This window comes from Nocardiopsis mangrovi (genome assembly GCF_042653925.1).
In the GTDB taxonomy this organism is placed as follows: domain Bacteria; phylum Actinomycetota; class Actinomycetes; order Streptosporangiales; family Streptosporangiaceae; genus Nocardiopsis_B; species Nocardiopsis_B mangrovi.
In genome coordinates, this window is sequence record NZ_JBHSFQ010000008.1 from 1 (window position 1) to 24,700 (window position 24,700).

Here is a 24,700-nt window from a genome sequence, read left to right on the forward strand (position 1 = left end):
GACCGCCACCGGCAGCATCGCCCGCTCCAGAACCGCATCGATATCACCGACGATCCACCAGAAATCGTCGTGGTCGTCGGGCGCGACATCGCCGTCGGCGGCCAGCCCGTCGTCGACCATGTCGCGGGCATAACGCGTGTACTCCCACACGGAATGGGCCTGGTCGGGAGTGATGGCCAGGACGTGGGCGCCCTCCACCCCGGCCACCGCCCCCTCAACGGTCTCCAGGATCGGCAGGCCCATCCGCGCCCACTCATCAGCGGCCACGTCATCGACCCGGGCCCGGACAGTGTTGCCCATACCCCCACCCGGCTCCTGGCCCCCGGCACCACCACGCCCCCACACAGACGACGACGCAGGCGCAGGCAGCAGCCCACCACCTGTCGCACTACCACCGACACCATCGGCATCAGGCAGATCCTCAGGATCGTGGGCGGGTCCAGCCTCCGGGCTCCGCGGTGCAACACCGCGCGTGCCGCGGGCATCAGGCGACAACGCACCCGCCTCCACCAGGAAATCCGTCAGAGGATCCCCCGGCGAGACACCGCCGTCAGCGTCAGGGAGCCACTCAGGGTCGTTGGCGACCTCGTGGGAACCCGGTGCGGGGACCACGCCCGCGATACCGGTCCGACCACCGGTGGCGGCACCGCGCAAGAGCGCCGGATCAGGTTCCAACCCCGCCTCCCGCGCCAACCGACCCAACGCCGCCAGGAGGTCCCTTCTCCGGCCTCTCTCGTCCCTGGCCGCACCCACACCCTCCACATGGATGTACATGGCACGAAGCTGACGTTTGACCGTGCCCTCCCGTGTCCTGGTGCTCTCGACGATGTCAGGGATCGTCAAACCCTGCCCGGCGAGAGCGGCGATCGTACGATCCAGACCGACAAGATCCGAAACCGAAACCATCACCCCCTGAAGGTGCGCCGGATCAGGTTCCAACCCCGCATCCCGCGCCAACCGACCCAACTCAGCCAGGAGGTCCCTTCTGCGGCCTCTCTCGTCCCTGGCCGGTCCCACACCCTCCACACGGGCGTACATGGCAGCAAGGCGATAGTCGACCGTGGGCATCGACTCCCCGGTCTGCTCGGCGATGACGGAGGTCAACAATCCCTGCCCGGCGAGAGCGGCGATCGTACGATCCAGACCGACAAGATCCGAAACCGAAACCATCAGTCCCTGAAGGTGCGCCGGATCAGGTTCCAACCCCGCATCCCGCGCCAACCGACCCAACGCCGCCAGGAGGTCCCTTCTGCGGCCTCTCTCGTCCCTGGCCGGTCCCACACCCTCCACACGGGCGTACATGGCATGAAGATGATCCGCGACCTTTTTGGACGATTTCACGATGCGATGGGCGATTTGGCGGATCGACGAACCCTGCCCGGCCAGAGCGGCGATCGTACGATCCAGACCCTCCAGAGCCGTGACAGGAATCCCGGTGCCCCCGTCACCGGCCGACGACCCTGCCCCGCCACCGGAGTCACCACCAGAACCATCCGGGAGATGCCCCGAGTCGGTGCCGGCCATGAAGACCTGCCTAACGGCCTCCTGCTCGGCATGGGCCCGGATAACCCACCGATTGGTCAGATCAGCGATCACATCCGCAGCCGAAAGCAACGGCGCATCCTTCGCCGACTTCGGACCCAACAGAGCACTGAAATCCGGTCTCACCGGAGGATTACCGCCCCACGGGTCGCCCGGATCCACGGGAGTGGCCGGTCCCGGCGACGGCTCCGGGGAGGAGGCGTAGAGGTCGTCGTCGGCATCCGCATAGTCGTCCGGTGCTGTGTGTTCCCGCTCATTGCCCGCGTCCGGGCCGCGGGTGGTACCCGCCGGGCCGGTGGACGACCGGCCACTGCCATTGCCATCGGCCTGCTCGCCGCCGGAGCGCGAGACGCCCGCGGAGCCGAAGGCGGCGGGGCCCTGACCGCCAGCCCCGGGAGCCGGGGCATCGTCATCGTCATCGCCGCGGCGGCCGAAGCGGTCGTGGACGTCCCCACCCCCGTCGCTGTCGGCGTCGCTGTCGGCGGAGTCCTCGGTGTCGCCGGGGTCGGGGGCGCCCCGCCGGTCATCGGCGGGATCCGGGCCCTCCCGCTGACCGTCGGCGGGCGGCACGGCCTGGTCTGCCGGGGGTACGGGGCGGTCGTCACCCTCCGCGGGCGCGGCCGCGGGACGGCTCGCCCCGGCCGGGGCCTCCGGCTCGGCAACCCGATTGCGGGGCGTGGCGTCCTTGGGGGTCAGCACACTGCTGAACAGCTCGAAGTAGCTCAGGCCGCTTTCCGGTTGCGGCAGAGGCGATCGTCCCGCATCGCCGATCTCCCCCGTCGCGGGCTCCGTCCGCAGCGGGACAGAGGGCGAGGGCTGCTGCGCCGGCTCGTCGGGCAGCGGGGCCGCCTGGCGCTCGGGAAGCGGCGCACCCTGCCCGGGGCGCTCCGCCGCCGGCGCCGACGGATGCGACGGCTGCGGCTCGGGGAGCTCCGTCTCCCGCTCGGGCTCCGTCGTCCCCCCGTTCTCGCCGAGCACCGGTGCGGGACGCTGCTCCGCTACAGCAGAGGGCTGTGGTGTGGGCGGCACAGGCGGCCCGTTGTCGCCTGCCTCGATCGAGGGCGCGGCGCCGCGCCCCTCCGGCACGGTGTGAGCACCGCCCCTGTGGCCCACCGCCGGCGGGAGCACGAAGTCATCCGCGGAATCGGGGTCCACCGCGGAGGTGTCCACGGGTGTCCCCCCGCGGGGGCTCGTCGGCGGTGAATCGAACGCATACCGCCCTGTTCGCGACTCCGTCTGCCACGGGTCACGCGTCCACGGTCCGGGCAACGACGGCATTTCGTCGTTCGGATCCGACTCGGTATGGCGCTGGTGGACCCCGAAGTCCTCGTCCCCGGAATCGGTGTCCCGCCTGAAGGCACCCGTCGTCTCCGCGCGCATCCGTCCGCGCACGTCCATTTGCGGCGGTTCGGGAGATCTCGGCCGGGGTTCCGCCGGGGCCTCTCCGGGTGCCGGACCGCTGTCGTCCCCGAGCTCGGAGGCGTTCGGCAGCGCCCCCCGCATCGTGTACCGGTCGGGATCGTCGGCCGGTGCCGGGGCGGCGTCGTCCGCGGGACCGGGCACCTGTGTCCGCGCTTCCAAAGGCACCGGCGGGGACGTCGGCTCTAAACCAGGAGGAGCGGTCGGCCGGGAACCCCGCGCGTTCGGCGGTGCGGACTCCTGCGTCGCTACCGGCTTGGTCCGGGTGGCGTCCCAGTCGCTGTAGGCGGTCCGGGCCCGGTCACGCAGGCGGTCGACCGTCGCGCGCTGCGCGTCCAGGGCCGCCTGGGCGTTCCGGCCGTGTTTGGGATCCTCTCCTTCACGTGCCCGGGTGTCCTGGACCGCGCGCTCCAGCCGCGGCAGTTCCAGGGACTCCCGGGCCGCGTCGCGGGCCGCGCTCCAGACCTCGAATCCCTGGCGGAACTCGGCGTGCAGGCCGTCCGTCTTCTCTCGCTGGGTGTCGTACGCCGTTCGCGCGTCCCTCAGGCGCGCGGTATCACCGCTCCGGTGCGCTTCCTCGACGCTTCGCACGAGCTCCGGGAGCTTCTGGCGGGCCTCGAAGTAGGTCTTCTCCGTCTCGCCGAACTTCTCCTGGGCCGTGTACAGGGCGTCCCACAGATCCTTGTTCGTCTCGACGCCGTCCAGGAGCCCCAGTTGACGCGCCTGCTCGTGGTCGACCCAGGTGACGACCTCCGCTTCGACCTCCGCCATGCCGACCTGGTTGCGGGTGAACCCGAGGTGCTTGACCTCGGCGACCGGCGACTCCGCGGCGACCAGCCATGTCGTGGGGACCGCGACCAGGTAGGCCCGCTTACTCGATACGGGCGGGCGCCCGGGGTGGTCGGTGGCGGTGGTCCGCGAGGTCCCCGCGGCTGATGAGACGGCCGTGGACTGGCCGTCGTTCGCCGAGCCGAGCGGCCAGTTGTCGTCGGGCACGGTCCCGATCGCACGCCCGGTCACACCGCCGGACGTGGTGGTGGAGTGCTCCACCGACGTCTCGTCCTTGTGTGCGTCCTGCCGGGAACCTCCGTGGGCGGAGTCGACCGACACGTCGATCAGCCGGGCGCCCTCGGCACGGGGCACCGCGTGCAGGCGCCACTCGAGGTCGGCGAAGACGATCGCCTTGTCCCGGAACAGGTTGGGCAGGCCCGTCCCGCTCCCGGACGCGGGCGCGAAGTTCGCCGTCAGCGTCAAGCCGGTCAGGGCGGCGGGGATGTTCTCCACCCGCGGCCCCATCGCGCCCTCCAGGTACTTCCGCGCCGAGCGGACCATCTCGGGGGCCGAAGCGCCCTGCGGCTGCCACCCCGAGGCCCGCGCCGCGGCGATGTAGCCCGCCCCGGTGACCGCCGCACCGTCGCCGGCGACCGACAGCGCCTCCAGCCGCGGAGTCGGCGCCCGTCCGCCGGCGCGGCGGCGCCGGTCGGCGGTCCACTCCCGGGCCGCCGGTTCGAGCCGCTGGCCGGGCGAGGGCAACAGGCTCGGGGCGCCCGCTCTGGGGGCGTCGGCCGCGGGGCCGCCTGTTCCGGTGAGGTAGGGGGCGGGGTAGAGCTCACTCATCCGCCCCGCGGGCGCCTCGGCGACGATGGGGTCGCGGCCGTCGATCTCCAGGTACAGGCGCAGCGAGGCGTCGGCACCCAGGACACCGTAGGGGCCGGTGATGGTGGTGTCGGCGGTCTCGGTGGTCGAATCGCCCGTGCTCTGCGTGGTCGAGACCCCACTCTGGCGCGAGGCATCGCCCACGATAGGGAGGGACACCGGTCTGCTCGTGGGAGCCTCCGTCACCGGGCGCTCGTCGCCGTTGTGGGGCAGCGCGCTGACCCCGGCGAACTCGCCGCCGACGGTGCTGTCCTTCTTGGTGCCAGCGGAACGGGTGGTATCGGTGGTGCGGGAGCGCGAGTCCGTGAAGTCGGCCTTGGCCCCGACCCGGTCCACCTCGCCGCCCTGGCGGATGACGTCCACGGTGATCCTGCCCGGGGACGAGGCGTGGACCAGGTGTGTGGAGCGGACCTTGACATCGATGGGCACCGCCCGGCCGGTGGCGTCGTCCAGCCCCCGCGTGATGTGCGCGCCCACTCGCTGGAACAGCTCCTCACGGCTGGTCCCGGTCAGCTCCAGCCCCGCATCGGCCAGCCGCTGAACGAGCGCGTCGACCACGGGGCCGGGGTCGGGGCCCTCGCGGCGGTGGCCCAGTCCGGTGAACCCCGGCCGCGGCGCCCAGTCCGGCTGGGGCGCGTCGTGGCCCAGCAGCGTCGTCGCAACGGGGCTGCCGTCGGTGTCGGTTCCCACCGCGTCGTCGACCAGGCCGGCCGCATACACCTCCGCCTCGGCGATGTAGCCGAACTCGGCTCCGGGGACCTCGGTGTGCACGCCGTGGTGGGTGGCCGTGGAGGAGCGGCGCGGCACGGTCACGGCGAACTTCCAGTCCTTCTTGGCCTCGGCCGCCTGGTCGAAGGACAGGTCGGCGGTGTAGGGGAAGGATCCGCCCTGCGGGCCCACGGTCGTGGTCCGCGACACGGTGACCGACTCGGCGGTGCTCATCGTGGTCGAGCGCGAGTACGGAGTCCACGACCCGCCGGGCATGGGGTTGGGCAGGCGCGCCGTGTCCAGGCCCGGGGCGGGGTCGGTCCCTGGGGGGACCTCGTCGTTGGGGTTGTGCCGGAACCGGGCGGAGAGCGCCAGTGAGCGGGTGTGGCCGCCGTGGACGCGGGTCGCGCCGATGCCCACCTCGCCGCTGGTGGAGATCTCCACCGTGGTGGTGGGCATCGGGTCGTGCAGCCGGAAGTCGCCGCGGACGGCGCGGGTGACCAGGGTCGGCAGACCCCGCCACAGCCATGACGTGTCGACCTGCAACCGGCCGCTGCGCAGCCCGAACCGCGCCAGCAGCTGGGGCATATTGCCCGTGAGCGTGGCCGAGAGCAGGAGCTGGCGCACGTAGTCATGGGCGCCCCGGGAGCGGCTCAGGAAGTCCTGGAACCCCGGGGTCGTATCGGTCAGCAGCCGGTTGCCGAGCCGGTACAGATCCGGCGCGGTCACGGTGTCGGGCGCGGTGGGCACACCGTCCAGCGGATGCGGGACAGGGCGCCGCGCGGTACCCAGCACCAGCGCACGCGCGTCGGCGTCCGACAGCCGGCGCGGACCCGCGGGCGCCGTTGTGGTCCCCGGGGCGCGACCGGTCATATCCGGGGTGGAGACGGCCGGTGCCGAGGCCCGGCGTTCCTGAGTGACGGGGGTCGAGGTGTTCTCGGTCGTGGGAGGCTGCGGCACCGACGCCCGCCGGGCGGTGCTCACGCTCGTTGTCGTGGGCCGATCGGTGGCGGTGTCCCGGGTGTCGCGGGGCCCGGCGGGATCCGCGTCCCGGCCGGCCGCGGACTCGACCTCCAGCCGCCCACGGGGGCCCTGGATCGTGACGGCGTGCCCGTCGTAGACCGCCGCGCCCTGGCCGTGCGCGGCGGGGGTGTCCCCGTCGGCCGCGGCCGCGTCACGCCCGCCCTGATCGCGGGCGGTCGCCCCCTCGTCGATCACGCCCAGGTCGTCGGCCTTGCGGAACTTGGCGATCGTGGCGCCGGCGTTGAGGTCCCACCACCACACATCGGTGTCTCCGGTGGTCTTGGCCTTGCTCTCGGTCGATCCCTTGGCCCCGTGCTCCTGGGCGCGTCCGCGCGGCTGGGACGCCTCCGCCACCGCGTTGAACATCCCGATGTTCTTCCGCAGGCCGGTCGCATCGGCCGCGGGGTCGCGGCCCTGCACCCCGATGCTGAACTGTTCGCTCCAGGTCTTGTTCCGGTCGCGCCCGTCCGTCTGCCCGGCCGATCCCGACACGGCGAACTCGGTCCCTATCGTCGAGGTGCCGCCGAAGGCGCGGCCGGTGGCCTCGGCGTGCAGCCGCACCGACACGAACGGGGGCCGGAAGAAGCCGCCCCGCTTGGCCAGGCGCGGGTCGATGCTCGTGGTCTCCACCAAGTGCACGTCGATCCCGGGGCCCGTCCACTCGCCCAGTCGCCCCTCCAGGTTGTCCGGGGTGATCGCATCGAGCACCATGAGCGTGTTGGCGACCGCCTGCTCGTAGTCGCGGCGCAGACCGCGGAACTCGCGCGCCGTGCGGGGGTCGTCGGGCCCGGCGCTGGGGCGGCGGGCGAAGGTGTCCTTGGACATGGTGGCGAGCTCGGGCACCACCAGACCGGGGTGCGCATCGGCGATCCCGATCAGCACCGACCGCGCGTAGTCCTCATAGAAGGTGCTGGGCCGGGGCGCGGGGACGGTGGCGCCGGGCGCCGGGGTTCCGGTCTGCGGCGCGCTCCGGTAACGGCTGCCGTCCTGGTGGACCACCTCCCGGGGGGTCGTCCCGCCCCAATGAGCAGGGCGGTCGACGGTCAGGTGGTCGAAGCGCGGAACACGCCGCGCGGCGGCCTCGGGGGTGGGCGCGTCCAGGCCGGCCATGCGCCGGGCGTCGGCCACCGCGATCTCCTCGACCGACCGGCCCTCCGTCCGCATCTGCGTGCGGTCGCCGGAAACGGTCGCGTAGAACGCCCGCTGGACCTCATAGGTCTCGACCTTGTCGGAGTGCGCCTTGACCGCCCGGCCGCCCCCCGTCGAGATGGCCCGGCTCGACGAGGCCTCGGCCTTGAACGAGGACTCGAAGTGGGGCATGTTGAAGCGGAGGATGCCATTGACCAGGGACACGACCGCGCCGAGCCCGACGCCGAGTTTCAGGTTGGTCGTCCGCTTCGCCGTCAGCCCCGCTTCCTTGTCGCTCTTGTGGCTCCGGCTGAAGGACGCCTTCGCCGGTACGTCGTCGATGCGCGTCAGCACCCGGGGCACCGACCACATCGTGACGACGCGCACCGCACCGTTGCCGTCGACGACCACGGCCACGGGGACCGGACCGCGGTCCAGCGACGGCAGGATCTCCTGAAGGGCATCAGGGGTCGTGGCGCGGTCCAGGTCCGCGCTGGTGGGGTGGTCGGTGCCGATGCCGAGCCCCTGGCGGATCTGCCTCGTCAGGCCGTCGATGGGATCGACGGTGAGCGGGTGCCCGCTGCCCACCCGGGTCCCCTGCCCGCTCTGCGTGCCCGCGGGGCGGGGACCGGTGCCGAAGGGGTCGGGCAGGACGATGCGCGCCGGGGCCGCTGTGGCCGGATCGGCGGCCGCGCCGCGGTCTTCGAGGCCGCCGGGGATGGACATGCTCAGTCCCTCCGGCACCACCACGCGGGAGGCCACCGGCCTCTCGGTCAGCTCCACGTCGGCGCCGCGGTTATCGCCGCGCCAGCGGTGCGGCGATCCCGGGAGTCCGCTGCGGGACACGCGGCGCGAGGCGGAGGCAGGGGGGTCGACGGTCAGCTCCGCCCGCAGGGCGTTGACGAACTCTTCGGGCGTGCCCTTCAGCGACACCTCGCTCTTGCCGGAGATTCCCTCACCGACGGAATAGCTGGTGGATCGCTGGTTGCGGGTTCCGCTGAACGAGAAGGTGAAGACCGGTCCCGCAACGGGCGCGTCGGCCGGGGCCAGCCCGAAGGCCGTGATGGAGAACGACCCGCCGAGGGCCGCCGCGGAGGTCGCCGCCCCCTTCCGCGACGACTTGGCCTTGTGCTCCGCCGTGCTCTTGGCTTTGACGTCGGGCCGGCTGCCGGGTCCGGTCTGTGCCGGCTCCGGCCCGGAACGCGGCACGGGCTGCCAGGAGTCCCCCTCCGGGGACAGCTTGAGGGCGACCTTCCGCGGCCCGCCGCGGCCCTGAATGGTGAAGGAGTGGCCGCCGGGCGCGAAGTAGGGCCGGGAATCGCGCTCGAAGTCGGCGCGCACCTGCCGTTCGATCGCGTTGATCTCGCCGAGGGAGAGCCGGCCATCGAGGTCGGAGCGCATCCCGCCACGGCCGCTGAGCTCGGCGCGCATCCGGGCGATGAGCTTGTTGGCGGCGGGGCCGATGAGGGGTGCCTCGATCTGGCCGCTCCTGAACAGGTAGTTCAGCCTCCGGCCGGTTGCAGGAGGGGTCTCGGAGGTCGCCACCGGAGCACGGGACGTGCGGGTCCCCGATGGCGGCGCCGTCGTCGAGGCGGGGTCGGCGCCTCGCTCACCCGCGAGCGCACGGCGGAGCCCGGACCGCCCAGAGGATTCCGGGGCGGTGCGACCGGGCTCCGCGGGCGGGGCGGGGCGTTCGCCGCCGAGCGTCGCGTCGCCGTCCCCGGTGAACAGGGGCGATTCGACGGCGTCGTCCGCCCTGTCCTCCCCTGTCCTGTCGGGGGGCGGTGGATCGGACCGCTCGGCGCTGCCCTTCCTCGGCGCGACGTCCACGGGCGGATTCTTCTCGGACGAGTCCTTCGCGGGCGCGTTCGGCCGGGTGCCCGCCTCGGCCGCCCGGGCCACGGGATCGACACCCGCCGCCGTCTCCGTGCCCGCCGCCCGGACGCCGGTATCGGCGTCGCCGGCCGCCGTCGGCCGCGGCGAGTCGCCGGCGCCGGTCACGTCATCACGGGAAGCGGGGCGGAGCTCCGCGGCATCGGCCGGGCCCGGCCCGGCATTCGCCTCCGACACCGGAGGCGGAGTCGTGCCCGAACCCCTGCTGTTGAGGGGGTTGCGCACACGGTCGCGTTCGCCGACCACGGAACCGGATTCGGTGTTCCCGCCCCCGCCGTCGGTCTCCGACTGCGGTGTGGGAAGCTCCGAGGGCGCAGCCGGACCGGTGGGTTCCCCGGACGCTCTCTCATTCGCGTGCCCGCCCGAAGCATCTCCTTGGATACCGGAGATGGCGGGGCCGACGGCAGGCGACTCGGGCGGCGGAACCGGCCGCTCGGAAATCGCGGCGTCAGCATGGACATCGTCAGCCTGCGCCGGACCGAAGCGGGGAGACTCAGCGCCAGCCGGTCCGGCGGAATCGGTGGAGTCGGCGGGCCACCAGCCCGGGTCCTCCTCGGCGTGCCCGCCGGCCTCCGCGTCCTCCGGAGGACCGAATCCCGCTTGCGCGGGGCGGTGCTCGGGCCCGATCTGTGAGGAGCCCGGCCGCTTCACACCTCGCGGCCCCGTCCTCTGCTCCGACGACGTACCCCGCCCATCCGGCGCCGACGCGAGAGCGGCGATCTGCTCATCGGTGACGGGAACGCCCAACTGACGCAGGCGTCCCGGCGCATCGCTCAGGACATCCCTGCCCTGCCATTCGACGAGCTGGTCCCGCACCTGATCCGCGGTCAGCCGGACTTCCGGGTATCCCGGGACGGCCACGATGAGACCCGACAGCTTTTTCTTGCGGGCAACCTGGTCGTACCTCGCGCCGAGGATGTCCAGAGCGGCCTGTTCCGCTACGGGCCGCGGCAGCAGGCCCAGGCGTCCCGGCACCGGATCCGGCTGTGGGCCGACCGGAGGAACCGGATCAGGCCGCGGGCCGGGCGGAGGCAACAGGCTGCCGATGAGTGCGGCGCGGCCGACGTCGGGCAGGGCGCCGATCCATTCGGAGCCCTCCACCCGCAGACCGGTGTCATGGTAGACGCGAAGCCCTTCGACCAGGAGGTTCCTGGAACGCCACTGCTCCAGCCGGGCCTTGATCTCATCCGCGGTGATAGCGGGGCGTCCCTGACCCGCGGGGATATCGGCGAGCGGGCCACGCCCGGCCGCGTGGTCACGGCCCGCAGAGAAGATGGTGAGCGCGGGGGCGCCGTCCGCCGGATCGTTCGAACCGGTCAGTGTGTGGGCGAGTCTGAACATCACGGATTGGGGAAGTGTTCTGGTCACGTATGCGGCGGCCGTCACACCCGCCCCCGCCCGGCTGACGTAATCCATCGCCCGCGCCAGCCGACCGCTGTCCCGCCACCGATTGACGTCGGCATAGAAGGCCTGGAGCGCCTGGGTGGCACGGGCAACCGCGCCCGTGTCGGCGGCGTGCTCGCGCGCATGGGCCGCACGGGCATCAGCGGCGCGCGCGGCCTTCTCGAAATCGGCGGCACGGGCAACGGCCGTGCGCGCCGCGGCGTCATCGCCGGCAGCACGGGCCCGGGCTGCGCTCGCCTCCTCGCGACGCGCGGCGGCCCGCGCATCGGCCGCGACGGTGACCGGTTCGCGGACGGCGACAAGCGCCGCCGCATCCGTGGCGGAGACGAGCTGAGCCGCGATCCGCGCACCGTCCCAGTTCCTGGTATACAACTCGACGGCCAGGGCGAAGCGGTGGACCACCTTGAGCCGCCGCGGATCGGCGGCGTCCATACCGGGTTCGAGTGTCCGGGCGAGGCGGGTCTTGGACGGATCCGTCAGATCGGCGACCCGGAGCGGTGTCGCGTAGTCCCCGGTGCCGTGCTCCATGACGGAGCCGAACCTGTCGAGGTCGTCGATCCATACGACGGGCGAGCGGGTCTCCCTGTACCGCCCTTCGGAGAATTTCGACCACTCCCAGGAGTTCATAAGGCGTGGTCCGGGGCGTACGGAGTTGCCGCGCGGGTCCGAGCGGAAGACCGACTTCGAGTCCGGGTACTGGTCGGGCAGGCCGAGAAGGTGCGCGATCTCATGGACGGCGGCTTTCGCAGGAAAGCTGTCGAACCATGTGCTCGTGTTCATGGGCGGCAGGTCACGGAACGTAGGAACGTCGTCCCCGTGGTGCAGGGTGATGATGTGGTGCACCTGGTCACGAGGGGTGGTGTCGTCGGCGAGTTCGAGGTTGATGTGCAGTTGGTCGCCGGTTCCGGGCTGCGGGCCGGGGCCGGACAACCTCGCCTCGTTGCCGTTCAGGTCGTCGGCGTCCCGGTGGCTCCCTTCACCGAAGAGCGTCGCGAACAGGCGCGGGTCGAGCCGGTGCACCGCCGCACCCTGGTCGTTCACGACGGTCCCATCGCCGCGGAGCCGGAATTGGCCGTTCCACATGGCCTCCGTCTCTTTACGGACCGCCGTGAGATAGGCGTTGTACTGCGCCTTCGTCATCCCCTTGGCGCGCAGGACCCGGGGGCGGTAGGTCATCTCCACGATGTGGGTCGGTCCCCCCGGCTTGCGGTACCGGGCGGGGATCTCGACCCGCTTCCACTCGAACCTCCGCGTGCCTTCATAACGGAGCAGGTGCGGCTCCTCGGGGTGATCGTCCGGGCCCAAGCGCCTCGCCGGACGGGCATCCACCATCATCTCGGGCCACCCGGCGTCCACGTGCAGGCCCACCTGGTGGACCTGCGCGGCCGCCCGCGCGGCCGCCCACTCGGCCTTCCCCTCGCCTCTCCACCGCGACGGGCTCGGCACCACCCCTTCGTGCGCGACGTCCGACGCCCGGACATCCTCCCCCCACCGCCGCTCCAGACGCGGCTCCACCATGGCCTCGAATCGCGCCAGCGTCAGCCGCCGCACATACGGCTCTGCCACCCCCCGCGCCGGGTCGCCGTCCAGCATCCCCAGCCGCCGCAGCACCTCACCCAGTCCCCGGACGACAGGAGCACCGGAATGAACCGGCGAACCACCGGCCGCGGTTGGAACCGGGGCCAACACCAAGAAGAAATGAGTATGCTCGGGCCGGGTGTCGAGTGTCGCCCACTCAAGGTGCACATTGAGCTGATGGCCACTGCGCGGCAGCACGTACATACCGTTGAACACCCGCTCGATGTACGTCTTGACCGCCAGAAAGGCCTCCTGCCGGGCCGCACGGTCCATCCCGGGAGGGGAGTAACCGGCGACGCGCAGCGTGATGTCCCGGGCCGCGGTAGGACCGCCCCGGTCGTCCCCGCCGATTTCGACCGTGGAGGACTCGAAGAACCGGTTGAGGATCTTCACCTCCGCCCGCACATGCCCGTAGGCGGTCTCGATCCCGACGATCAGCGGCGGCGCGTCGGGGGAAGCGGGAGGTGACGTCACGAAGTCGCTGGAGAACTGGCGCACCACCGGCTTCGGCCGGTTTTCGCCCCCCGTGGTGGCGAGAGCCGACAGGCCGTGGCTGATCGGCGCGGCGTTCTCGATCAGCTCCAGCGTCTGCCGCGCGACATACGGACGGTCCGCACCCTGCGCGGGATTCACGTCCAGCAGCCTCAGCCGCCGCAGGATCTCGCCGACCCCCCAGGCCTGTGCGTCCGGACCCGGCTCAGGGGTCGGCGACCCGTCGGCCGCGGGCGGCACCGGATACCACGTGACGGTGGCGTGGTACAACAGCCCTGGTCTCCCGTCGCCCACGGACACCCGCAGCTGGGCACCGCTGCGCGGCAGCACGTACTTGTTGTTGAACCACTCCTCGATCCGCCGCTTCAGCGCCGTGGTGGCCGCCTCCACGGCCTCGATGTACGCGGCGTCGGCGGCGGCGTTGTCGTCCATGGCGAGCACGCGCAACCGCACCACGACCTCGTGGAGGTAGCGGGAAGCCGCCCCGTCCCCGCCGGGGAACTCGACCGCTGAGAACTCGAGGAACGGGCGCTGGACCTCCACATCCGCGCGCATCCGGCCCCCCGGGGTGGCGAACTCGACACTCACCCGGGAGGACCCGCTGTCAGGCCCATCAACGAAGGGAATGGACAGCATCCGCTCCGACCGGACGGTCCCGTTGTCCGGGGCGAGATCGGGCAGATCATCGCGGACCGGAGCCGGATCCCGGAGAAACAACCGCAACCGGCCCGCACCGCCACCGGCGCCCTGTGCCGCCGAAGAGCCGGACCCGGACGCCCCCGCACCGGCCGGCTCCGCCGCGGCCTCGGCAGGCACGGAGGGTTCGGCGGGCGCCATGGCCGGGTCCTGCCGCCCGTCGCCCCCGTCGACCATGCCCTGAGCGGGCATGAACCCCGCCGGACCGCCCTGCCCCGCCGTCGAGGGCGCGGGCACTCCCGTCGCCGCCGGCGGCGGGGCCGTGGCCGGCGCCGGGTCGACGGGACTTCCCGTCGCCGCCTGCTGATGAGGCGACCCGATCGGGGTGGGCGTAGCGTCGTTGAGAACATCGTCGGCGGAGGAGTAGGAGAACCGGTCGGCGAGTTCAACAATGTAATCGGCGTCGCCCTCGGAGTACGGACGCACGTCCTCTAGCGCATGGCTGTGGTCGACCAGGCCCAGGCCGGCAAGGATCTCCTCCACCGTACGGGGCCCGTCCTCACGGCCCTTGCCCCCCTTGGGATCCCGCAAAGCCCCGAAGTCCGGAGTCGTCGGCGGATTCCCCTGCCACGGACCGCCCGCATCCACCGACTCCGAAACGGGCGGCGACGACACCGTGGGCTCGTCGTACAGGCTGTCACCGTCATCGTCGGCGGCACCGTCGATACCGTCCCGCTCCCCGACCTCGGCTTCGGGCAAGACGTCCCTGGCGAGGTCGTCGGCGCGCCGCTCGGCGGTGCGCGCGGCCACCTCAGCGAGATCAGCGAAATACTCCGCATCATCGGCCGCGACCTCGGCCGCATGGGCGGCGGCCTGCGCCTCCTGCCGTACGGATTCGCCCTCGGCCCCAGAGGCCGGCTCCTGCGCACGCGTCCTCGCGGCGTCGGCAGCAACCCGCAGCTCCGCCGCCTCCCGACGGGCATCGACGGCGTCGTCGTGCGCAGCCAGGTCCGGGACCTGCTGGTCCGCGGTAGTGGAGTCCTGAAGGGGTGCTTCACTGACATCGTGCCTGCGATGCCCGCTCGGACCCGAACGTCCATCATGCCGGGAGCTCCCATGACCCGACCCGTGGTGCCGCCGCCCGGTACCTCCCCCGGAACCCGACGCCGACCGGGACGAAGAGGACCCGCCCTGCCCACCCCCGGGCGCGGGAGGATCGCCATCACGGCGAGAACCGGGAAGATCACTGCCCCGCGCCAACAGGCTGGAGGTCCCCCGCGCGTTGCGGGCCAGCATGTCGAAACGCGCCATCATCTCGTCGAACCAGTCCGTCCGGCCCAAGCGCTCGAACTCGCCGTAGAGCCGGGCGAGCCGGGGCCGCATCCACCGAATGTCGTCCCGGGTCAACGGGTTGCGGATCCACCTGTTGTCGTCGAAGTCGTAGAACGGCCGCATGCCGTTGGTGTAGGCCAGCCCGTCCAGGTCGGTGGGGTCCTCCGGCGTGTACTCGTACGTGAACCAGGCCTTGCCGTGGTCGATCCCCGCGACGTGCCCATTGCCCTGGTCCAGCCAGTTGCCCGGATTGCGGTCGCCGTTGGCGATCAGCACGTCGAGAAGGCCCAGGACGTGCCCGTCCCGCGTGCGGAGGAGCGGGGATCGCGGGTTTTCGATATGGGTGGTCCCGGACTCCCCGCTCATGAAGTGCATGAACATCTCGAACTCGCCGACGCGCAGGACGCCGGGGACGTTGGCGCCGATGGCGCGGCCGACCAGTGAGCCGAGTTGTTCGGCATCGGCGCGGTCGCGGGCGCGTATGGTCCCCTCGGTCTCCTTGTAGACCGCCTGCGCACCGTTCGCGAAGTGCATGAGTTCGGTGCTGCCGTCGTTACCGTCCGCGTTGAATGTCCGCCGGTCCACGACGTCGTATTCGGTGGCGGCGACGAGGTCCTCGATGCCGGTGTAGGTCCCGTGCCACTGCACGGGCTCGTCGGCGTCCTCGTCCCGGGCCTGCGCGGTCTCCCCGGTCGAAGCCGCCGGCTCCTGGTAGTGCGTCGCCGCGGACTCATCGTAGGTCGCGGCCGGGTACTGCGAGTACTGCACGGTCGCGGGGTACGGGGAGAACTGCGTCCCGGCGGGATACTGCGGGTGCGCGGTGTCGGCGTAGTCGTCGTCGGCATATGTGTAACGGAACCGGTCGGCGGGTCTGACGATGTAGTCGCCGTCGAAGTTCGCGAGCACGTCCTCCAGCGCATGGCTGTGGTCGACCAGGCCCAGGCCGGCAAGGATCTCCTCCACCGTACGGGGCCCGTCCTCACGGCCCTTGCCCCCCTTGGGATCCCGCAAAGCCCCGAAGTCCGGAGTCGTCGGCGGATTCCCCCGCCACGGACCGCCCGCATCCACCGACTCCGAAACGGGCGGCGACGACACCGTGGGCTCGTCGTACAGGCTGTCACCGTCATCAGCGGGGACACCCCGCGTGACCTGGTCCGACACCAGGTCCGGCACCCGCTGATCCCCCGCACCGGACTCCTGCACCGGCACGCCATCACCGGGCCGGCGACGGTGCCCACCCCAACCTGAATCCCCGCCATGCCGCGATCCACCCGAACGGCCATGACCATGACCCGAACCACGATCCCGCCGATCAGAGCCGTGACGGTCACCCCTACGCTCACGGTGCCCGTCACGATTCCGGTCGCGGTCACCAGAACCACTACCGGACCGACCGGACGAGGCACCATCATGAGCAGCGCCGGGCAGAGAATACGGATCGATCTCCGCCATCATGTGCCACTGGCCATTGTGGTAAACGACATCAATAAACGACAACGTAAGATCGTGGACGATCATCAGCTCCCGCTCCACGACACCGAACGTCGACAACCGCTCCATCCAGATCGCAGGCGTCCCCTCCGGAACCCGGATGTAGACGATCGCCTGGTTGTTATCGAACGACGGGGCCGGACCCCCCAATGATGTGGAGAGATAGCCCATCTCGCGGATACTGCGGCCCACCATGTGCTGCGGAGCCACCGGCAGGTGGTTGACGCCCATCCCGCGGGTCACCATGATGTCCTCGGGCACGGGCCTGCCGACCAGCGCCCAGTCCACATTCTCGATATACCCCCGGGTCACCGCGTCCAGGCGCCCGCCCGAGCGAAGCGCCGTGTTCATCTGCCGATACGAGTCCGGATCCGAATGCGCCCTGACGCTGTCCTGCACACTCTGGGGCAAGTTCCGCACATAGTCGTCCCAGTGGTCACGACCGAACCGGATCGCCTCGGCGTCACTGGCGAACGTGCGCACAAGCGGGCGCGCGGTCCCGATCCCCCACAGGCCGAGCTCCAGCAACCCACCCGCGATGGACGGTTGCCCCCGGCCAGGCGCACCCGACAAGAACGGATTGTGCGTAGGGATACCCGATGTATGGGCCGGCTGCGGGATCCGGCGGACCGGCGGGTTGTAAACAGGGACGTCCTCATCCGAGTAGTAGGGGGAGTCATCGATCCCCTGGCCGTAGAGGTCGTCCGTAGTCCAATCACCATCGACCGGCGCGCGACTCCCCGATGCCTGGCGGGTCGAGGGGTAGCCGGACCCGTAACCCGACGTCGTCGGGTACGTGGACGCCGACCGCGACGGATCCCCACCGCGACCCCCGCCATCCTGCGGGGAGGTCGACGGGGAGAAGTCGAACAGCCCATCATCCGCCGCTGGATACCGGCTGTACCGGACCGTGCTCGGGTACTCGCTGTAGCGCACGGACGGATACCGGTTGCTGGAATCGGCGCCGTCGTCCCCGTAGCCGTCGTCGTCGGCATATGTGTAACGGAACCGGTCGGCGGGTCTGACGATGTAGTCGCCGTTGAAGTTCGAGAGCACGTCCTCAAGCGCATGGCTGTGGTCGACCAGGCCCAGGCCGGCAAGGATCTCCTCGACCGTACGGGGCCCGTCCTCCTTACCCCCCTTGGGATCCCGCAAAGCCCCGAAGTCCGGCGTCGTCGGCGGATTCCCCTGCCACGGACCGCCCGCATCCACCGACTCCGAAACGGGCGGCGACGACACCGTGGGCTCGTCGTACAGGCTGTCACCGTCATCAGCGGTGCCGTCGTCGGCCACCCGCTGCTCCCCGACCTCATCGGCCCCCCTGGCCTCATCGAGGCCAGGGCCGGTTCGGGTCGCCGCGGGCGCGGGGACGGGGCTGATGGAGGTGGCGGCCGGGTCGTGCTCGCCGGCCCGGGAATCGGGCGGTGCGACCTCGGTCGCATCTCCGGCTTCGTCGGTGTCGTCGCGCGGATCCCTGGCACCGCGCCCGTCCGCCTCGTCCGTTGGCCCGCTCTCCGGTGCCCGGCCGGGGCCGGACGCGTGGGACTCCGCAGGCGCGGACGCCTCGCGGGGCGGTGTGGCCTCGTCGCTTCGGGGCAGGTCGCCGCTCTCGGTGGCCCGGGGCGTCAGAGCGTCCGTGAATTCCCGCGCCATCGGGGTGAGGGCCGAGGCCGCGACGGCCTCGGGTGCGGACGTCTCCTGCTGCCCGTTCACCCCCGTCACAACGGCATCGCCGGCAACGGTGGGCGCGCCGTCCTCGCCCAGTACGGGCCCGGACGCGGTAGCCGACGCGCCGTCGCCGCGCGGCGCACTGTTGTCGGCGCCGCCGCGCGGGGCAGCGGTGCCGGGTCGCGGCGCTCCCGCGCCGTCCCCACCCTGCGCGGGCGGGGGCGTCATCGCCACGACAGGCGGAACTCCCGTAGGACCATCCGTGGCGGGCGCGGCGTCGGCCGCGGGGTTCCCTCCCACGGTGCCGTCGCCCTGCGCCCCCCCGGCGGATTCGGCGGCCCCGTCGCCGGGCATCCCGTCGAGGATCGGCGCGTCCACGGCATCGTCGCCCACCTGCGGGGACACCTCGTCATCCCCGGTCCGGGGCGGGTCGCCGGCGGGCCCAGGGGGTGCTGAGGTGTCGGGGGTGTGCTCGCCGTCCCGGGACGGAGCCGACTCGGGACGGTCGCCGGGCCCCGTCGCGGACGGGGGCTGCGCGTTCGACGGCGGTTGCGGTGCGTCGGACGACGTGCGGATGGGCGCGGGCGCCTCAGGACGCGCCGACGTGTCGGGGCGCACCTCGGGCGGAGGTGCCGGACGCGCGGTGTCACCGGTGCCGGACAGGTCCCCGGTCACCGGGGGCTCGGCGGTGGCGGTGAGGTCGTCGCTGTCGGGGCCCCCGGTGTGGCCGGGACCGCCGCCACTGCTGCTGCCGCCACCACCCCCGGTCCCGCCGGTGTCGCCCACTCGTCCGGCAGAGGTGCCGTCATCGGCGGTGGAGGGGTCGGATTCGGTGACCGGCGGGGGCGAGGCGCCGGCCCCGTTGGACGCGAACAGGTTCTGCAGGGCGTCGATCCCCTTGATCCCGCCCAGGGTGCCGCCCATGGCGACCAGCGAGGTGCTCGCCCCCGCGACGGCCGTCATGCCGGTCACCTTGAACTCGTGCTCCGGGGTGAGGATCATGTTGCTGAAGCCCTCACCCAGGACGTTGGACACCGCCCCCTCAACGGGGTTGACGACCCACTGCGCGGCCATGCGCCGCCAGTCCTCGCCGAACTGCGACAGGCTGCGGCCGATCCCCTCGGGCAGCTCCCGGGACAGGAACGCGTTCGCCTCCGGCGACAGCCGGCCCGCGGGGCCGCCGGGAGCATTGTCGAGCACCCGCGCCAGGGCGTCGCCGATCTCGTGGCGGCCCCAGTTCGCGGCGAAGGCGTCGGCGTAGTCACGCCCCAGGTCGCGGGCCACGTCGCGGCCGACCTGGTCACCGAAGTTGTTCGCGAACACGTTGCCCATGTCGTCGCGGAACCGGTTCACGGTGGCCACGTTGTCCCACGGGCGCGGGGTGCTCCCATACGGCAGCATCAGGTCGTGGACGTTGCGGCCGAACACGTGGGAGACGTCGTCGACGAGGCTCGGCGGAAGGCTCCGCCCGCCCACACCGGGCGGCGTCTCGGGCACACCCTCGCGACCGCCGGGCGGGGGCGGAGCATCAGGCGTCGGCAGGGGTGGGGTGTCGCGCACCGGTGGCGGCAGGAGGGCCGGCCCGCCCACGGGCACGCCGTCGGGGCCGTCCTTCTGGCCGCCCGACGGCCCGGCCTCGACCTCACGGTCGCCCGTGGGCGAGGGACCGCCGACCGGAGACGGGCTCCCGTCCGGCACGTCGCCGCCGTTGCGCGGTGGCGGCAGGGGCGTCTCCTCCCCGAGCCCTCTACCCAGGCCCGGGGGCGGCACCGAGTCCGGCCCGCCTTTGTTCAGGTTGAGCTTGAGGAGGTCGCCGAAGTCGCCGCCGAAGATGTTGGCGACCTTGTCGCTGAGCTTGTTGAGGAACCCTCCCACAAGACCGTCGAGGGCACCGCCGACGCCGGCATCAAGCGTGAACTTGCCGTCATTGCCGTTCTGGATACCGAGGGCGATCAGGTTCCGCTGGATGAGCTGGTCGAGCACCAGCGCGAAGGAGGTGTTATAGATCACATGCGCCAGAAGCTGGGTGATCAGGAAATTCAGCGCGCGCTGGATGAACAGGCTGGTGATCCGTTTGAGGAGGGGGATCATGGACATGCTGGCGCCGAAGGTGAACTTGGCCATGAAGATGGCAGCGGCGATCTCCACGAGGAGCTGGATGAGCTGCCCGATGATCATCCGCTTCGTGTATGCGACCTGCTTGCGCACTTCCTCCACGAACTCGGCGAGCTCGTACAACGCGTCGGCCGTCATTTTTACGTAGTTGGTCTCCCCTGTCGTGAACTTGTCGATCGATTCTTCATAGAATTCCGCGGCCTGGCTGTCGAAGGAGGAGCGCACCCGGCGCTTGACGGAGTCGATGAGCGGCGGAACTTCGGTTTCGATCCGCGTGGCTCCGCGTTTGAGGACATCCGCGAGCGCGCCCAGCAGCACCTCGTCTGCGGTGAACCAAGGCGAACCCGTCAGCCCGTAGAAAAGGTCCGCCAGAGGCTTCGGAAGCTCCCCCTCCATGGCCTTTTACTCCCTAATTCCGGATCCGGCCGCCGCCGGGCATGTTGTTGGCCAGGTCGTTGCCCAGATCGAGGGATCGGTCATCGGCGTCGCGGAGTTCTCCGGCGTTCTTGACGGTGTTCTCGCCCGCAATGTCAAGGGCTCCGGCAAGCTCCTCGCCGGCGTCCCTGATCTGATCGAGCGCGGGGCGGTACTTCTGATCTCCGATTTTGGCGATTTCATCGCCGTCGCCCCAGGCGAGGCGGTGGAGGGCTTCGGCCTCGGTCACGACCTCCTTCATGGTCTTCCTGACGAGGTCGGCCGGCTGCTGCGTCAGCGCTCCGAACTGGGCCATTTGTTCGGGGTCAATGGACATGCCATCACCGGACATGGCAACTCCTTTCGGTGTTTCGGGGGTCTGGGTCGTCGGTGCGGGCGGGCCGCGGGGTCAGTTGCCGGGGCGGCCCGGTTCGGGGAGGTCGAGGCGGTCCAGGCCGAGGTCGGCGAGCATCTGGGCGGGGTTGAACCCGCCCGCCCGGGCGGCCTCCATGTCGATGCCCTCGGGGGCGAAGGGGGCGTAGGCTTCCACCACCCGGTCCTGTATGCGGTCCCGGGCCCGCTTGACCACATCCCTGACAGCGGCTGAGAGCTCGGCGGGCGGCATCGACTTGTAGGCGTTGGTGCGGAACTTCAGGTCGACCAACTCGCCCTCAGCGTTGACCGTCGCGCTGATCCCCCGATCCTTGGAGACGGCCTCTTCGGTTGCCGAGGCCAGGCTTGCGCTTGCCTTGGACAGGTTCTCCTGGGCCTCCCGTAGACGTGCGAGTTCCTGTTCCATTTCCTGCTGGAAGTTGCTCATTGCGGTCTCCCTTCGTGACGTCGCCGGAGCCTGGGCGCCCCAGCACCGAGATCTTTTCGCCCGCGCCGGTGCCCCAGACGCGTTCGTCCTCCGACATCCAGGAGGTACGGGTACGCGCGTTCTCGCCCTGGCCCCCGGCGCCGCCCATGCCTCCCATTCCGCCGCCCATCGGCGGCATCATCGGCGGCATCCCGCCGCCGCCCATGCCTCCCATCCCGCCGCCGCCCAGGCCGCTGAATTCGCCGCCGCCCTGACCGTTGCCGTTTCCGTTGCCGACGGCTCCGGTGAACGCCTCCGACCCGCCGCGCAGGTCGCCGCCGCCGCTCCGGATCCCGTTGGCGTCGGGGACCGGCCGCTCGGGGGCGGATCGGGGATCGCTCCAGCCGTCGCCGATGGAGTAGGACGGCGGGGGACCGCCCGCCTCCTCCCCTCCGCCGCGCCCCAGGGAGCCACCGAGGCCGCCTCCCCCGGCAGCAGGGCCGGCGTTCATCCGCTCGTCGAGGTCCGCGGCCTGCTGGTCGTAGTACTCGTTCAGCCGCTCCTGGTACTCCTGCGCCGACGAACCGTCCCCACCACCGGAACCACCACCGCCCAGATCCCCGCCGCCGGATTCCGGGCCGGCGTTCATCCGCTCGTCGAGGTCCGCGGCCTGCTGGTCGTAGTACTCGTTCAGCCGCTCCTGGTACTCCTGCGCCGACGAACCGTCCCCACCACCGGAACCACCACCGCCCAAGTCACCGCCGCCGGATTCCGGGCCGGTCAGGAGATCGTCGAGCTCGCCGGTGCGCTGGTCGTAGTAGTCGCCCACCTGCTGCCGGTACTCATCCAGTTCCGGGGCGGGGTCGCCGTTCTCGTCGGTGATGCCGTCGACGTCCGACACCAGGCGGTCGAGGTTGCCCATTTCCTCGTCGTAGTACTCCTGCAGGCGCTGCTCGTAGCCGTCGCCGCCGAGGTCGCCGCCACTGGAGTCCGGCCCATCCGAGGCGAGCTGCTCGAGGTCCTCTCTCTGGCTGCGGGAATACTCGTCCAGGGCCCGCTGGTACTCCTGCTCCGCCGGGGTCAGCGCCTCGCCGTCGGCGTTGCGGCCGTCGCCGTCGGGGTCGGGCGAATCGGCCATGAGCCGGTCGAGATCGCCGGTGGCCTGGTCGTAGTAGTCGTCGATCGCCTGGGCGGAGGAGTCGTCCGAGGGCCGGCGCCGGTCTCCGGAGCCGCCGCCCCCGCCAACCGGAATGGGAGCGCCACCGCCACCGCCGCCCCCGAGGTCGTCACCACCGGCCGTAGGACCGCTGTCCAGGCCCTCGGTCAGCTCCCGGTAGTAATCATCAAGCGCGTCCTCGTACTCACGCGCGGCATCGGAATCACCCGAACCGCCCGAACCCCCGCCACCGTCGCCACCGCCCCCGAGGTCGTCACCACCGGCCGTAGGACCGCTGTCCAGGCCCTCGGTCAGCTCCCGGTAGTAATCATCAAGCGCGTCCTCGTACTCACGCGCGGCATCGGAATCACCCGAACCGCCCGAACCCCCGCCACCGTCGCCACCGCCCCCGAGGTCGTCACCACCGGCCGTAGGACCGCTGTCCAGCTCGTCGATCAGTTCCCGGTAATAATCATCAAGGGCCTCGTTGTACCGGTCCTGCATCTCCGAGCCGTCGGACTCGCTGTCTCCGTCGTCCCCACCGCCACCGCCGGGCGGGTTTTCCTCCATCCACTCGATCTGTTCCCGCAACCAGTCTTCGTATGTGTCGTTGTACTCCTTCTCGATGTCGGACAGATCGTCTCCGTCGCCGTTGCCACCGCCTCCACCGCCACCACCACCGCCCGCACCGGACCAGTCGAGCGGCATGCTCGCTGGCCGAGTGATTTCAACCATGCTGGCGCGGCTCTTGTCGTATTCGGCGGCGAACACGTCCATGCGCTGGGCCACGCGATCGGAGAACTCATTCAGGTGGTCGCGCCATGACCGCTGGATCCGATTCTGGATCTCCGTCCAGGTGTTGGGATCATTGGCCGGCCCTATATCCCCGATCTGGGTACTGTCGTCCCCCTTTTTGACCGTGGCGATGTCCTTGTTGTCCTTGAACCATTTGTCGACATGGGCCGACGGGTGGAACAGTCTGTCCTTGGCCCAAGAACCAAAGGCAAAGTAGAAATCGTTTCTGGCGCGGACAATGATCGAGTTCCGGGCGTCGATGATCGGGTCGGGGTACTCTGAAACTTGGTCGCGGAGCGCGCGAAACCGTGCCAGAAGGTTGCCCAGGTGGCCCACGAACACATCGGCGGTCGCACCGCTCAATGCGTCCGAGGCCCCATTCCACCAACTCTTCAGATCGTCGGTCCGCCCGTCGAGCATCCCTTGCAGATCATAGAGATCCTGCGAAAGTTGCCCCAAATTTTTCGCGTCGTAATTTGTGCTCGACCCTCCGTCGTGTCCTAACGGGACGTCCAGGATCGTTGACATGTTGTCGAAGAAGAGCTTCCAGGCGGGAGAACCGGAGAAATCGGGATCGAAAGCGATTCCGGAATAGTAGACGCGTTCCCGTTCATCGCTTTCAGGACCAGAAGATCCGGGCGCACTGCGTGAGTCGCTCCATCCCCCGCGGCCATCCGCAGCGCGTTGCTCGGAAAATCCTGACTCCAGCCAGTGCGTTAGTTCGTCCGGCGATTTCTGGTCGGATCTGAAGCGCACGAACCAGTCGATCTTCGTGACATTGTCGGGGTCGATCATCGGCGGGACAGCGCCGCCCAAGTCGCTGTCGGCGAAGATGTTCATGATGTCGTGGAGTTTGCGCGACGCCGGCGCCCCCTCCAACGGTGCGCTGGGCGCTTCCTCTCCGATTTTTTCGGTTTCTTCATCCTCTGAAGTGATGTCCTCTTCATGCGGATCGGGCACCGGTTTTCCTCCTCGCTAGATCCCGTGGCGTCCGCGGTGGCAGTTCAGCGCCCCCGACCGGTCACGCCTCGCTGCTGTCGCCCGGCGGGTTACCGGACCTCCCCCCTAGCGCGGACGCATTCGCGGGGTCGATGATGTAGGCGAGTTGGGAGGCGGTCAGCGCCGCGTCCTCCTCGACGTCCCTGAAGTAGATGTCAGCCTGCTGCAACCTGCTGTCCATCCCTTCGAGCTCGGTGATCAGGGCTTTGAGCTCGTCGCGTATCTTCTCAACGGAACTCGTCAAATGCGCGTCCAACAAGGCCGCGTTCGGCAACAGCTTGTGATTGCCGACGCGGAGCTCGTAGACCCGCGGGGCGTCGTGACCGCCACCGACATAGTCGTCCAGGACTCTCTTGTGCTCACGGAGGTCCTCCAGCATCGGCAGGATCTTGTCCGTGCGGCATTCGTTCAGGTAGTCAAGTGTGATCTCAGTCTTTTCGGCCATCGTTCGC

The 24,700-nt window shown here is 70.8% G+C and carries 5 protein-coding genes; all 5 read right to left on the reverse strand.

Annotated elements, in window-relative coordinates; translation table 11 throughout:
* The coding region (locus ACFO4E_RS10735; protein ID WP_378573464.1) for an ADP-ribosyltransferase at window positions 1-20,481 on the reverse strand (20,481 nt) is incomplete at its 3' end.
* A 13-nt stretch (window positions 20,482-20,494) separates the two neighbouring features.
* Window positions 20,495-20,851 carry a hypothetical protein gene (locus ACFO4E_RS10740; protein WP_378573466.1) on the reverse strand — a complete coding sequence of 119 codons (357 nt, stop codon included), beginning with the start codon at window positions 20,849-20,851 and terminating at the stop codon, window positions 20,495-20,497.
* A 57-nt stretch (window positions 20,852-20,908) separates the two neighbouring features.
* On the reverse strand, window positions 20,909-21,256 hold the full coding sequence (locus tag ACFO4E_RS10745; RefSeq protein WP_378573782.1) for a YbaB/EbfC family nucleoid-associated protein: 348 nt from the start codon (window positions 21,254-21,256) through the stop codon (window positions 20,909-20,911).
* Window positions 21,171-24,209, reverse strand: coding sequence for a hypothetical protein (locus tag ACFO4E_RS10750; RefSeq protein ID WP_378573468.1), 3,039 nt, complete (start codon window positions 24,207-24,209; stop codon window positions 21,171-21,173). The genes ACFO4E_RS10745 and ACFO4E_RS10750 overlap by 86 nt, the downstream gene beginning before the upstream one ends.
* A gap of 61 nt (window positions 24,210-24,270) precedes the next feature.
* Window positions 24,271-24,693, reverse strand: coding sequence for a hypothetical protein (locus ACFO4E_RS10755; RefSeq protein ID WP_378573470.1), 423 nt, complete (start codon window positions 24,691-24,693; stop codon window positions 24,271-24,273).
* Window positions 24,694-24,700: the final 7 nt, after the last annotated feature.